This is a genomic window from Vibrio neptunius (genome assembly GCA_019339365.1).
In the GTDB taxonomy this organism is placed as follows: domain Bacteria; phylum Pseudomonadota; class Gammaproteobacteria; order Enterobacterales; family Vibrionaceae; genus Vibrio; species Vibrio neptunius.
Window position 1 is genome coordinate 1,333,029 of sequence record CP079860.1, and the last position, 12,768, is coordinate 1,345,796.

Genomic DNA, 12,768 nt, shown 5'->3' on the forward strand with positions numbered 1-12,768 from the left:
AGCCAATGAAATGTGCTTACCCTCTGACACTACTACTGAGTTTAACTATGAATGGCAATCTGCACGCTGCTGACTCTGCGGAGATGGTGTTAACCAATGCCCATATTTATGGCCATCAAAACGCCGATTCGATCGCTATCGCCAACGGTAAAATTCTTTATGTCGGTTCACAAGAAGATATGAAGCGATTCGCTGGTTCGATGACTGAAACCATAGATTTGGACGGTGGTTTTATCGCACCGGGCTTTATCGACAACCATAATCATGTCTTTGAGGCTGCGTCGGCAGCGGGCGGTCAATGTGAGCTGAGTATGGATGCAGGGATTGAAGAACAAATCCCCTATCTAACAGCGTGTCGTAAAGAGGCACGCCGAGGTGAGTGGGTAATGGGCTATGGGTTTTCGATAGAAGCCGTGCTGGCAGAAGACAACAGACGGACGCCATTAGAAGTCATCGATTCGGTTTTCCCTGATCAGCCTGTGATCATTATGGAACAGACTTCCCACTCAATGTGGGTCAATTCAGTGGCGTTAGATATCGCGGGTATTAATAAACATTCACCGGAGCCACAAGGTGGAAAGATCCTCAAAGATGAAGAGACTGGCGAGCTCAATGGCATCTTGTTTGATAACGCTGGCGATATAGTGATGGAGATGGCTTGGAATAGTCTTGAAGAACAGTTTGATCAAAGTTATGAAGGAATGATGGCTGGGCTCGATGAAGCGCGACGACATGGAATTACCACCATAGGTGATGGCCGACTCTACTGGAAACGTGGTTGGTATGAAGTATGGAAAGAAGCAGAAAAGCGCGGTGACCTGACGGCACGTGTTTCTTTAAGGCCTTGGATCTACCCGACTGATTCAATGCAGCCGCAACTTTCCTTCCTGTCTAAAGTGTTGGCAACAGACAAGTCGCGTCTTGTGCTGGTGGATCAAGTCAAAATGTACAGCGATGGTATTCTGGTCAATGGGACGGCAAAGACACTCGCGCCTTACTTAGACACTTATATTCCAGACGAGCCCTACGGTATTAATTACATTCCACCCAAAGCAATGGCTGATTGGCTCAACGCATTGGATAAAATTGGCTATGGTGCGCATATCCACGCGATTGGTGATGGAGCGATACGCGAATCCCTCAATGCGATAGAGGGCATGCGTAAGCAAGGCAGCAATAAAAACTATACCCTGACCCATGTAGAGCTGGTGAATTCGAAAGACGTCGAACGTTTTTCTCAACTTAATGTAACCGCGGACTTTCAAGTGGGGTCTGATTATGTTGCCTATCACGAGCATCAATGGGCGGAGGCGTTTCTCGGCGCGAAGAGAACACGAGCACTCATGAACCTGAAAGCCATCTTCGAAACAGGTGCTAACGTTTCCTTAAGCAGTGACTGGAATGTGCATGACATCAATCCGTTGGTTGGGATTGGTAACAGTTTAATTATGGGCAAAACCGGCTTGCCAAGTGTTGAAGATGCCATAGACGCCTACACCATCAATGCGGCAGTGAGTTTAGGCCTCGATGACATTACAGGCTCAATTGAAGTGGGCAAAGCGGCAGACTTTGCGATTCTATCGCGTGATATTACAAAACTGTCGGCAGAGAAAATCAAAAAGACAGAGATCTGGATGACGTTCCTCAATGGTCAAGTTGTCTACGACATCGACGAATAAATCATCTCGCCGCACTATCCTCTAGTGCGGCGTTGTATTCCAGCTGATTAGCGCGCAAATTCATGGCGTTGACTGAGTGATTTTATAACTTGATGACCTGTTTTTGTCAGGGTCAATCCTGGTCGCCAGCTCAGCTCGACGCGTCGTGGGATATCACTCTGTTCAAACTCAGAATCCAGCTTAACCAAGTTACCAGTCTCAAGCTGTGCCTTGATGTTTGCTAAGGGCAGAAAAGCAAAACCATGACCAGATTCAAGCAGCTTAATCAATATAGATAAATCACTGATGATGGCATAATCTGGGCTGAAACCTTCACCCTCTTCGCCAACCTCTCCCCATATCAGTTCTTTGTGGTTACTTAGATCAGCAATCGATACAGGTTGAGTCTTCGCCAGAGACATAGAGTGTTGGCAAACTAAGCCCTCTGAATAACATCCCAGTTTGGTGCATTCCACGTCTGGCTGATGAAGCTGATTTGATTCATGTCGAACGATAACGTCAGCTTCTCCAGCGATCAATGCTTCTCGTAAGTCAGTATGTTCCCCACGATAGATCTCGACATCAAGATTGGGCAACTGAAAAAGCTCCCCGATGGCGTTTAACAGCAATGATTCAGGTACATAATGCTCGATACCTATGCGTATAGCGATTGGCTCACCAAAACTCATTGCAGCCGCTTTGTCGGCGAGTTTATCCAACTGGGCAAGCGTATGAGTCAAGGAAGGAAGTAATTGCTCACCTTGCTCGCTCAAGGTACTTTTGTTACCTGTACGATCAAAGAAAGTGACACCTAAATCAATTTCAAGATCAGAGATCCACTGGCTGACCTGAGACTGCTTTTTACCGAGCTTCCGTGCTGCCGCTGAAATAGAACCATTTTCAATGGCGAGAAGAAGAGCTTTAAGGTGAGTGGTATTCATCCGTGATTTCCGAGCAGTTAAAGCAATAGAGCCCATTGTAGAAAATACCCGTAACGTTGTGAACAATGGAGACCAAGTTGGACTTGATTAATGTCGATGCCAACCCACTTGCTATCACTGGCACGACAACAAAAGTTGCGACTTCACATACAGGGTAATCGAGAGTCGAAATAGGCTTATTTTTGACTAAGATAGTGCGACGATTTGCGTCGTGGTAACTGGAATTCAAGGATCTGCAAATATGATAACAGAAAAACAGAAAATGCTCGCAGGTGAACCCTACAATGCTTGGGACAAACAGCTCTACAGTGAACGTATTGATTGCCGAAAAAAACTGCAAAAGCTCAACAACAGTATTCCTGATACGGTTCAATGGCGTGAAGCGATAGATAGCCTAATTCCGGATTCCGAAGGCGCCTATATCGAGCCACCGTTTCGCTGTGATTATGGCTCTAATATCAAACTGGGAAAAAACTTCTACGCTAATTTCAATTGTATCGTGTTAGATGTTGCACAAGTCGACATTGGTGACAACGTATTGTTTGCTCCAAATGTTCAAATCTATACGGCAGGTCATCCATTGGATGTCAAAGGTCGGGTGGAAGAAGGGATAGAATTCGGTACATCCATCACGATAGGGAATAATGTCTGGCTAGGCGGCGGGGTTATCGTCTGTCCGGGGGTGTCTATTGGCGAAAACAGTGTGGTGGGAGCGGGCAGTGTTGTTACAAAAGATATACCCGCTAACGTGGTAGCTGCAGGGAATCCCTGTAAAGTCATAAAACCTATCGAGCAAAGATAACTTAGCCTTGTGTTGTTATGCCATGGATGAACTGATTATTGCGTCTATTCGGCCTCATTCACAGCTTTAATGTTGAATTTGATGTGAAAGCGATGACTTGGCTATTTTTGAGATTGGCACACTCATTCAGTATGAGCATGTCTGTTATAGTCCCATTCTTTCACTCACTAGTTAAAGCGCCAATGATGGTCTAGCGAGAACAAATTGAGTATGTGCTCAACGAAATAGAACCACGTGCAATGTATGAACGTTGGCTGGCAAGGAGAATAATGGAAGTTCAACTAGTAAAAATAAAACCTGAAGAGCGATACGTACTTGAGAATTTGTTCTGTTATTACGTCTACGATATGTCAGAGTATATGAAATGGAATCCAACTAAAGATGGTCATTTCGATGGGTATGATGTTTCAAAGTTCGATCCTTACTGGGAGCGAGATGACCACACTCCTTATTTCATAAAGGTCAACAACGAAATGGCTGGTTTTGTTCTGGTTCGTCGTTACCCCAGTGACCCAAAACGGTACGACATTGAGCAATTCTTTGTGCTACGCAAGTTTAAAGGTCGGGGAGTAGGTCGGGGCGTTTTGGCGCAAGTCGTGAAAGCCTATCCGGGCAAGTGGCAGATTCGAATTCTGCAAGAAAATTCAGGCGCGCTTAGTTTCTGGAAGTCTGCAGTATCGCGTATCGTCGGTGAAAACTATACGTTGTCAAAAGCGAACGATGTGGATCTTGTTATGCTCTTTATCCACTTTGAGACACCCAGCGGACAAGTAATGCACGAGTCATTTGGTCGTGAGGCGCTTTAAACTTAAAGGCACAGACACCCTAAGAAAGGACAAGTCGTTACCTGCGTAGGTAAGGTATCGGATTTGTTGGTGTTCATGTGGTGTCAGCAATCGAAGACAGCGAGAAGGAGTTGCGAATGAAAGTTGCGCTGGTTACTGGAGGCTCGAAAGGCATTGGTTTACAGGTGGTCATAAGACTGATAGAACTAGGATATAAAGTCGTCACTTGCTCCCGTTCACAAGAAACGTGGACTAAAGTGCTAGCTAAGTATCCCAAGCTAAATAGTGTGGATTACCAGACGGTCGACATCGCGGATGAACGAGCACTAGAAAAGTGGTTTGCTCGTATCGCAGAACAGTATGGGAGGCTGGATGTTGCAGTAAACAACGCATCACCCACACTGGCTTCTAGGGGGAGTATTACTGACGTAGACGTATCACGTCTCAAAGAAACACTGCACGTGGACTTTTTATCCCAAGCATTATGCTTACGTGCCGAACTAGAATTGATGAAGGAGGGGGCATCAATCGTTAACGTTAGCTCCGTTAATGGTCTTAGACCGACTCCCAATGCATCAATGTACAGTGCTGCTAAACATGCTCTTGAAGGATTAACTCGTTCCGTTGCTCTTGAAAGCATTGCCGATGGAATCCGAGTCAATGCTGTAGCACCCGGTGTAACATGGACGCCACGCTGGGAAGAGCGCCAGCTTGAGGTGCCGAGTATTCGCGCCGATGTGTCTGATGTCGTTCCGGTGAAGCGCTTCGGAGAAGTGAATGAAATCGTCAATGCGATCGAGTTCTTGTTGTCTGATAAGGCGAGCTATATTGTTGGTCATACATTGGTCGTGGATGGTGGGCTATCATTGGCATAGATTGCCAAAAAGAGATTAAAGATTAAGGGGACAGGCACCCTAACACTTTCCTCGAAAGTTAATATTGCTCCAGAGAGACATTCTCAGCTACCCATTTAAGAAGCTGCTTTGCGGCTTTGGACAGTACTTGATTTTGGCGAACAATGTAACCGAAGTCAGTATTGGGGAAGCTGGGTAGCGGTGTCACCTTTCTAGAGAGTCTCAACCTTGGATCGAGGGAGAAGTCAGGCACAATGGCGGTGCCAAACCCAGCTTCTGCCCAATCTATTTGTGCTTCTACACTGCCCACTTCCATCACCCTGTGTCTAGGCAGGCCTAGCCCCGGCAGAGAGGCATCAATCAACTCACGTGTTCGAGTATCGTGACCTAACAAAATGAGAGTTTGATTCTCTTCGCTGTTCTCTCGCCAATCGAAGAGGTTATCGCCGAAAGCACACCAATGGATCTGGGTAAGTGACGTAAAATGCAGCGGCTGACTCTCTTTCTGTGCAATCACAAAACCGATATCAGCTCGAGCACTTTTTACCAAATCCACCGCTTGGGATGAGGTCGTGTTGAACAACGCTAAGTCGATACCAGAATACTCGTTTTTGAATTGTTGGAATGGTTTGATAAGTAATAGGCGTGAAACAATATCACTTGCCGCAATTGAGAGCGTGCCTTGGGTTAAATCGTTGAGTGCATTGAGATCGGCTTGACAGACTTGCAGCTCATTCAACATATGCTGTGCGGTGTCTAACAATCGTTTACCTGCTTGAGTCAGTTGCACTGGGTTGCGTTCGATCAACTTGGTACGAGTAGTTTGCTCTAACTGTTTGATGTGAAGACTGACATTGGGCTGCGTCATGTGCAGTTCAATCGCTGTTTTTCCGAAATGTTTCACTTCTGCCAAGGTGACAAATGTACGTAACCAGTTCAAATCTAACATAGAAAATTGCTCGATATGATTTTCTTATCAAGCTGATGAGTATAATTAATTTCTCTTATTTATGCGAGCGTCCTAAGATTTTCCGGTCTGTTTAGGAGAATGAATTATGTCGTCTATCGTTGTAGTGGGTGCAAACTGGGGTGATGAAGGCAAGGGCCGCATCGTTGACTTTTTGGCAGAGCAAGCCTCTGCAAGTATTCGTTTCCAAGGTGGTAACAACGCGGGCCACACCGTCGTTAACGATCTAGGGACGTTTAAGTTACACCAGCTACCAAGTGGCGTTTTCAACCCTGACTGTTTGGCTGTTTTAGGCCCGGGTATGGTTATCAGCCCTAAAGCACTGTCACAGGAAATCGCGGAAGTTGAACAAGCTGGGGTTAAAGTGAACATGTGCATCTCTGATCGCGCAACACTGTGCCTACCTTTGCATGCACAAGAAGATACGTTAGAAGAACAACGCTTAGGTGACCAAGCATACGGTTCAACTCGTCAAGGTATTGCGCCTGCATACGGTGACCGTGTGATGAAGAAAGGTATCCTAGTGGGATGGCTACAGCAACCTGACGTTTTAGTAGAACGCCTCAAATTCTGGATGGACTGGAAACTCCCACAGCTACGTGCGCTTTACCCAAGCTTCGAGTTTGAACAAACCGCCGACGAGATGGCTAGCTGGTTGCTGGAAGTGTCGGCGCCTTGGCGTGATGCCATCTGCAACGTAACGCTTCCGCTAAAAGAACGACAAGCAAAAGACCAAACTCTATTATTCGAAGCACAACTCGGTGCTGGCCGTGATCTGGTATACGGCGAGTACCCATGGACCACCTCTTCAAACGTTGTGTCTATGTACGCAGGCATCGGTAGTGGTCTTCCTGCGCTGCGTCCAGAACGTGTTATTGCCGTAGCAAAAGCGTTTAGCTCGTCGGTCGGCACTGGTACGTTAATCACTGCAATGGAAGAGCAAGATGCATTCCGCGAACTAGCGGGTGAGTTCGGCGCAACAACAGGTCGTCCACGTGACATGGGTTACTTTGATGCAGTAGCCACAAAGAACGGCGTTGAACTTCAAGCCGCGACGGAAATCGCTCTGACTAAGGTTGACTGTTTAACGGGTCTTAAAGATCTCAAAATCTGTGTCGGCTATGAAGGTGAGCACAGTGAGAATCCGATCTGGCCTCAAACGGCTGCACTCGCGCCCATCTACGAGACAATGGAAAGCTGGAGCGAAGACATCACAGGTTGTCGCAAATTTGAACAGTTACCAGTCGCTGCACAACACTACGTGTTACGTATTGAACAACTGATGGGGGTACCAGTGAAGATGGTATCGGTTGGTCCTGGGCGTGAGCAAATGATTATGCGCTAAGACGTCGATAGTACGTCTTATTGGCAAGCGGCTTTTATCTTTTCCGGGGTAAAGCCGCTTTTTTTATGCACGTTATGCATGATTAAGCCAGCACAGTCCTATTGAGTGTCAGAACGCGAATGTTTCCAACAGCTTGGCTAGAGAGCTCTGCGGTTGAGAGTAAGATTTCTCGCCAGAGCAAAACAGGGTAAAGTCTCTGTCCTGGATTTCTCTTCCTATTTAAAGTGGCCTCTGTGCGGTGTCCTTCCCATACGCATGCCACTTACAATGCTTTCAACACCTCATTGGCATTTGTGATTAGATCTATCCATAAAAACGGTTTTGTACTTATTCGCGCCTTAACTAACCTTAGAGAAGTCGATACGCCTTTTAGTCGAGAACGTATTGGCTTTGCGGGGCGAATGTTATTCATCGTTACCCAGCCCAGAATTATTGGGTTGTTTGATGAGCAAGCTCTATTCGCAATAAAAACGTAGTACTAGCTGTACTAAGTGTGTCGCTGTCATTGAGCGCGGACCAACATTGGGGAAGATAAGATGGTTGATATTGATGAAGAAAAAATAGCATCAGTGGTGTCCAGTTTTCAGGTACCAGCGAAGCCTACAGTGTTGTCCGAATTGCAGGAGATAATGGGCGAACCAGAGCCCGATATCAGTCTTGTCGCGGACCTAATTTCAAGTGATATTGGACTTTCATCAGCCATATTGAAGGTAATTAATTCGCCATACTATGGTATGGGCAGAACGATATCCGAGATAAAACAAGCGGTCATGATTATCGGTCTCACTACAATTAATAGCCTTGTGACCTCTTTACTACTTAAATCAGCCCTTCAGGGAAAAGCCTCGATTTCATTGGAACGTTTTTGGGATGACTCTTTAGATGTTGCCAATGCCATGCTGTTTATTGGCGATAGAATTAAAGACAAAGTGCCTATTGATACTCTCTATACCGTGGGTTTGCTTCATAATTGTGGCATTCCTTTGTTGGCTTTACGGTTTGACGACTACAAAGAAGTCTTGATCGAAGCAAATCACAAAGGCTGTAACTCCGTTGTATTAGAAGAAGAAAAATACAATACCAATCATGCGGTTCTAGGCTATTTCATTGCTAATTCTTGGCATTTGCCTAAAGCATTGTGCGCAATTATTTTACAGCATCACAATACGAATTTCTTCGATACTACTTTGGACAGTGAATCCCAACTGGCATTAGCGATACTCAAAGTGGCAGAAAATTTCGTTGAGCGTGCTAAGCGTCATAATGACTCCCCTGATTGGCAGGATGTCGAACTAGGCGTTTCAGAGGTACTCGGATTATCCACGCTAGACTTTAAGGAATTGGAAGACGACTACGATGACTTATATACACAAGCCAATGACTAGTTAGATCGTTAGGCGACACTTTACTTACTGGTTGGCGGCATGTCATTCTAGACGGGGCTTACTCTGCCAATCTACTAAGTGGTTAAATACAAAGGTTGAAAGACTGCACAGGCAGGATGCTTGTCCCATCGACCTTTTGGTATCCCCTCTTTTCGAAATCCATTATTTTCAGCTCAGCAGTATGATATCAAAATTCAATATCTGATCTCTGTAATGTTTAGTATGCTTGTAAGAGCGATTATTGGTATACGAAGCGAATAAATAGTTTGTGACCCATGAAAATGAAGAAAACCCGCAGAAAAATAGGTGATGTAGTTAAAATTCGTCTTGATAACAATGAAATTTGCTTTGGACATGTATTAAAAGAGCCATTAGTGGCTTTCTATGACATGAAAGTCGAGGCGGAAAGTATTGTGAGAATAGATGACGTTGTTGAGAGCCCTATTTTGTTTAAAGTGTGGGTGATGAACAACGCTATTACTTCTGGTCGTTGGGAAGTCATTGGCAACGTTGAATTAAGTGAAAGCCTATCCGAGCCAGTAACGTTTTTTAAGCAAGACAGAATCAATAAAAAAGTGACTCTTTATGATGATTCAAAGGATATTCCCTCCACATACCAAGAGTGTCTCGGTTTGGAAAGAGCGTCTGTATGGGGAGCTAATCATATAGAAGATCGATTACGCGACCATTATCTTGGTGTTGAGAATATTTGGGTCAAATCTCTTGAATTAGAGGCACAACAAGATGATTGATGTTTGAGTTAAGGGGCAAAGTGCCTGTCCTATAAACCTGTATAGATGAAAGAGACTGAGACTCCAAGGTAGACAAGACGTTAAAAGGTTATGGAAAAACAAGAATTCGAAGAACAGTTCGACAATGTGGTATTGCGTCCTCTTCTTGAATTAGGGTTCAAATGTAAAAATAGAAGTATTTACTATATTGATGATGAAGTAAATATTAGCCTTATTCGCTTAGGCGGTAGAATGGCAAAACCTGGCGCAATTACGCATGTGTTGTGTTTTCGACACACGTATCTCCCTAGCCTGAGTGGAGAAGTACCAAAAGGTTTTGAGAATGAAGTGTTTTCCTATCCGTTGAAGCTCAAACCAAGCAAGGTTCGGCGTTTTTACGGTGTTAAGATTAAATATGAGCCCAAAAACCTAGATTACGATGTTGAAAGAATTGAATTTAAGACGAAAGCTCAAACCGTGCTGTTGAAGGAGTTAGAAAGACTAAAGAAAGACATACTTGCCTTTCTAAACTGGGCTAAATCCGCTGAAGCCTCTAAATTGCCGCAACAAATCCGACACAATGGAGAACAGGCATGGATTGAAGGTTTATGGTTACGAGCTTACGAAGCCAAAATGGGTATTTAATGAGTAATCAAGCTCGCAAACAACGCTAGAAATGGATTTATTTAATGCGAAATCAAAAAGTAGTACTTGTGACTCAATCTAATTACAGTGCGGATTCTGATGAATTGCTCCTCAAAATACTCGAAGATGGCGCAAGGTTAATATGTATTACTGGTGTTGACTGTTCTACATGGGAAGAGGTAATAGACGAATTAGTCGTTGGAGATGGTAGCCAAGTACTTGATGTGATTACGACTTCTCATCCAAATGAGTCGGAACTGGAGGTTGTTGAGTTTGCTCGCTCTTGTTCTTTTGTCGGTAGCTCGAGTGTTAACATTGTTCGTATATAGCTAAGCGTTCAATGTTTAAAAACCCAAGAAATAGGTGCGCTATGCAGTAAAAAGACGTCCAAGGACGGCCGCATTCACATAAAGTAATAGACACTCCACGGGACGAAAAGTCGTTGAATGACTGCATAGGTAAGGTATCTGTTGCTCACTATACTTGGTTTTTGTTACCGAGTTACCCCTTAGCTGCCATCACAATGTGGCGCTCGTGAACACATCAGAAATCAAACAAAAGGACAGTATGAAAATAACAACACTCGTCGACAATACTCGATTGGATAGTCGACAAGATCTAGCGGTTGAGCGTGGTTTATCATTGCATATCGAAACTGAGTCGTTGAAAATTTTATTCGACATGGGAAGTGGTGATACGTTTTGTCGAAATGCGCCGCGATTAGATGTGAACATCGAAGACGTAGATATCGCCGTGATATCGCACAGACATCATGACCATTGTAATGGTGCTGTCGATTTTGTTGCCCATAACTCGAAAGCCAATGTGTTTTTGAAGCACTGCTCCGAAAAAAGCTATTATTTCCGCGCTTACGGTTTTAAAAATGATGTCGGTATTACCACGGATTTGCTAAAAAATAGCCATGATCGACTGGTGTTGGTGAATCAGACCACTGAAATAGCACCCAATGTATTTGCTATCACGGATATCAGCAGCAAGCACGACAAGCCCAAAGGTAATCGATACCTCTATACACAATCTCAAACTGGATGGGAGAACGACTCATTCGATCACGAGTTACTCCTTGTGATCAAAGAACATGACGGGTTAGTGATATTTACTGGCTGTGCGCATAGTGGTGTTCTTAACATGGTCGATACGGCGGTTCACCACTTCCCAGACGAGAAGATAAAAGCAGTGGTAGGGGGCTTTCACCTTGTTGGACTGCCATTGTTTAACACTATTGGCGGGTCTAAGGATGATATCAGAAACCTCGGGCGGGCGTTGCTGCAATACCCCATAGATAAACTGTATACAGGTCACTGCACAGGGAAGAAGGCTTATGACTTGTTAAAAGAAGTGTTAGGAGAACGTTTGGAAGCGATACCTACTGGTCGGTGTATTACCGTTTAGCGAAGTGAGAACCATAACAACTTCAGTGTGGCGTTCTGTGCTCACTTAAGTGTGAACTAAAGGAATAGGTTTCCAATTTTTAATGTATAGGTTAACTATTTAAGTCAACTAGGATGAAGTTTAATAAATAAAATATTATTTATGTTTAATAGAGAGTGACTTATGTGTTTGAAAATAATGTTCGATTAAATTAGAGATAAGTTATTGATTTAAATTATTGAAATTTGTAAATATAACTATTGTTGAAACCCAAGGCTTAATTATGAAAAAAATTTCATTAGCTCTATTTTTGCTCATAGTGCTCTCATCGGCATTTATGAACTCTTATAACCATTACGGAGATATTGTAGAGAAGGTTATTGCCTTTATAACCCCTCTACTAAACTACATTGTGGTAATTGCTTTGTTCGCAAAATTTAAAGGGGCCGCACTATTTACCAAGCTTCAGTTAAGAGTGATAGCAATCCTTTATGTAATAATAGTTTTTGTGGAATATGGATACCCGACATTTGAATACAGTGAGCAAACCTTACCATCAGATTATTTATTTAACCTATCTCTACAATTCGTTTTAAATGTGATTATTGCAAGGACTATTCTAGATGAGTAATTTAACTGCCATATTAAGTCAACTAGGACAATCATCACCGCTATATTCATGATATCTAGTCTTTTCAGTAGCTTGCTAAAGTGTTTGTCCTATCAACATATAATTTAAAGGGCTAGGTGGTCGAATATGGTTTTACTGGTCTTTCTACACATTGATTTTGTATCTTATTTTATCCAGAGTGTGAAACAGACATTTGTTTAATTGAATATAATCTACTACTCGTTTGAATTGGCTTGAATAATCCTACAGACTTTATGATTGCAAGTATGAAGGACCATGCCGTTTAAAAACTACGGCTCGATAAAAGGGTTAAAGCTATCTTCACGCTCTCGTTCGACTTTGAAAATCATCGACTATAAAGTCGATTTGGCAAACTATTTGTCGAGTTTTATGATAACTAGCCCTATCCTAGAAATATTTCGAACCAAAGGTGGGGGTGTTATTCATACAGCTCAGGATATCTATGAGTATCATTGGGATGAATTCGGCAATGCAATGGCGTCGATAAACCCCGTTTTAAGAAAACAAGTCTACAACCTCGCAAAACAGGAAGCGCTATATACTTATGGTCAAGAACAGAAATTTTGGAAGTGCGTTAGTGAAGCGGCTTTGTAGCTTGTCATTGGTTTTTT

General features: G+C 43.6%; 14 protein-coding genes. 12 read left to right on the top strand and 2 right to left on the bottom strand.

What is annotated here, in order from left to right:
* Positions 1–5 precede the first annotated feature (5 nt).
* The gene (locus KW548_22865) at positions 6–1,679 is read left to right on the top strand and encodes an amidohydrolase (GenBank protein ID QXX08461.1); all 1,674 of its coding nucleotides are present in this window, start codon (positions 6–8) and stop codon (positions 1,677–1,679) included.
* 47 nt (positions 1,680–1,726) lie between these two features.
* Here KW548_22865 and KW548_22870 read toward each other — a convergent pair whose 3' ends face one another.
* Entirely contained in the window at positions 1,727–2,599 is an 873-nt protein-coding gene (locus tag KW548_22870; GenBank protein ID QXX08462.1) for a LysR family transcriptional regulator, read from the bottom strand.
* Between the two features lie 241 nt (positions 2,600–2,840).
* Between KW548_22870 and KW548_22875 the strand changes: the two genes are divergently transcribed.
* The 3 genes from KW548_22875 (at position 2,841) to KW548_22885 (ending at position 5,061) form a co-directional block, all read left to right on the top strand.
* Positions 2,841–3,401: a sugar O-acetyltransferase gene (locus tag KW548_22875; protein QXX08463.1), complete on the top strand. Its 561-nt coding sequence runs from the start codon at positions 2,841–2,843 to the stop codon at positions 3,399–3,401.
* Between the two features lie 269 nt (positions 3,402–3,670).
* The gene (locus KW548_22880) at positions 3,671–4,207 is read left to right on the top strand and encodes a GNAT family N-acetyltransferase (GenBank protein ID QXX08464.1); all 537 of its coding nucleotides are present in this window, start codon (positions 3,671–3,673) and stop codon (positions 4,205–4,207) included.
* 116 nt (positions 4,208–4,323) lie between these two features.
* Positions 4,324–5,061: an SDR family oxidoreductase gene (locus tag KW548_22885; protein ID QXX08465.1), complete on the top strand. Its 738-nt coding sequence runs from the start codon at positions 4,324–4,326 to the stop codon at positions 5,059–5,061.
* A 58-nt stretch (positions 5,062–5,119) separates the two neighbouring features.
* On the opposite strand, the gene KW548_22890 is transcribed toward KW548_22885, so the two are convergent.
* Positions 5,120–5,989 (bottom strand): LysR family transcriptional regulator, encoded by an 870-nt coding sequence (locus KW548_22890; protein QXX08466.1) that lies wholly within the window; start codon positions 5,987–5,989, stop codon positions 5,120–5,122.
* Positions 5,990–6,095: 106 nt separating this feature from the next.
* Between KW548_22890 and KW548_22895 the strand changes: the two genes are divergently transcribed.
* The 8 genes from KW548_22895 (at position 6,096) to KW548_22930 (ending at position 12,751) form a co-directional block, all read left to right on the top strand.
* Entirely contained in the window at positions 6,096–7,352 is a 1,257-nt protein-coding gene (locus tag KW548_22895; protein QXX08467.1) for an adenylosuccinate synthase, read from the top strand.
* Between the two features lie 536 nt (positions 7,353–7,888).
* Positions 7,889–8,737 (top strand): HDOD domain-containing protein, encoded by an 849-nt coding sequence (locus KW548_22900; protein QXX08468.1) that lies wholly within the window; start codon positions 7,889–7,891, stop codon positions 8,735–8,737.
* Positions 8,738–9,012: 275 nt separating this feature from the next.
* A complete protein-coding gene (locus KW548_22905) occupies positions 9,013–9,489 on the top strand; it encodes an immunity 26/phosphotriesterase HocA family protein (GenBank protein QXX08469.1) in 477 nt (158 codons plus the stop codon).
* Positions 9,490–9,579: 90 nt separating this feature from the next.
* Positions 9,580–10,113, top strand: coding sequence for a hypothetical protein (locus KW548_22910; GenBank protein ID QXX08470.1), 534 nt, complete (start codon positions 9,580–9,582; stop codon positions 10,111–10,113).
* Between the two features lie 44 nt (positions 10,114–10,157).
* Entirely contained in the window at positions 10,158–10,442 is a 285-nt protein-coding gene (locus KW548_22915) for a hypothetical protein (GenBank protein ID QXX08471.1), read from the top strand.
* A 238-nt stretch (positions 10,443–10,680) separates the two neighbouring features.
* Positions 10,681–11,526, top strand: a complete 846-nt coding sequence (locus tag KW548_22920; protein QXX08472.1) for an MBL fold metallo-hydrolase — start codon at positions 10,681–10,683, stop codon at positions 11,524–11,526.
* Between the two features lie 262 nt (positions 11,527–11,788).
* Entirely contained in the window at positions 11,789–12,136 is a 348-nt protein-coding gene (locus tag KW548_22925; protein ID QXX08473.1) for a hypothetical protein, read from the top strand.
* A gap of 276 nt (positions 12,137–12,412) precedes the next feature.
* Positions 12,413–12,751: a hypothetical protein gene (locus tag KW548_22930; GenBank protein ID QXX08474.1), complete on the top strand. Its 339-nt coding sequence runs from the start codon at positions 12,413–12,415 to the stop codon at positions 12,749–12,751.
* The last annotated feature ends 17 nt before the right edge of the window (positions 12,752–12,768 follow it).

Bases quoted from the DNA above. Each gene is read 5' to 3' on its own strand.
- KW548_22915 (QXX08471.1), top strand. From the start codon at position 10,158: ATGCGAAATCAAAAAGTAGTACTTGTGACTCAATCTAATTACAGTGCG.
- KW548_22930 (QXX08474.1), top strand. From the start codon at position 12,413: ATGCCGTTTAAAAACTACGGCTCGATAAAAGGGTTAAAGCTATCTTCA.
- KW548_22890 (QXX08466.1), bottom strand. From the start codon at position 5,989: ATGTTAGATTTGAACTGGTTACGTACATTTGTCACCTTGGCAGAAGTG.
- KW548_22885 (QXX08465.1), top strand. From the start codon at position 4,324: ATGAAAGTTGCGCTGGTTACTGGAGGCTCGAAAGGCATTGGTTTACAG.
- KW548_22910 (QXX08470.1), top strand. From the start codon at position 9,580: ATGGAAAAACAAGAATTCGAAGAACAGTTCGACAATGTGGTATTGCGT.
- KW548_22920 (QXX08472.1), top strand. From the start codon at position 10,681: ATGAAAATAACAACACTCGTCGACAATACTCGATTGGATAGTCGACAA.
- KW548_22865 (QXX08461.1), top strand. From the start codon at position 6: ATGAAATGTGCTTACCCTCTGACACTACTACTGAGTTTAACTATGAAT.
- KW548_22905 (QXX08469.1), top strand. From the start codon at position 9,013: ATGAAAATGAAGAAAACCCGCAGAAAAATAGGTGATGTAGTTAAAATT.
- KW548_22870 (QXX08462.1), bottom strand. From the start codon at position 2,599: ATGAATACCACTCACCTTAAAGCTCTTCTTCTCGCCATTGAAAATGGT.
- KW548_22895 (QXX08467.1), top strand. From the start codon at position 6,096: ATGTCGTCTATCGTTGTAGTGGGTGCAAACTGGGGTGATGAAGGCAAG.
- KW548_22900 (QXX08468.1), top strand. From the start codon at position 7,889: ATGGTTGATATTGATGAAGAAAAAATAGCATCAGTGGTGTCCAGTTTT.
- KW548_22875 (QXX08463.1), top strand. From the start codon at position 2,841: ATGATAACAGAAAAACAGAAAATGCTCGCAGGTGAACCCTACAATGCT.
- KW548_22925 (QXX08473.1), top strand. From the start codon at position 11,789: ATGAAAAAAATTTCATTAGCTCTATTTTTGCTCATAGTGCTCTCATCG.
- KW548_22880 (QXX08464.1), top strand. From the start codon at position 3,671: ATGGAAGTTCAACTAGTAAAAATAAAACCTGAAGAGCGATACGTACTT.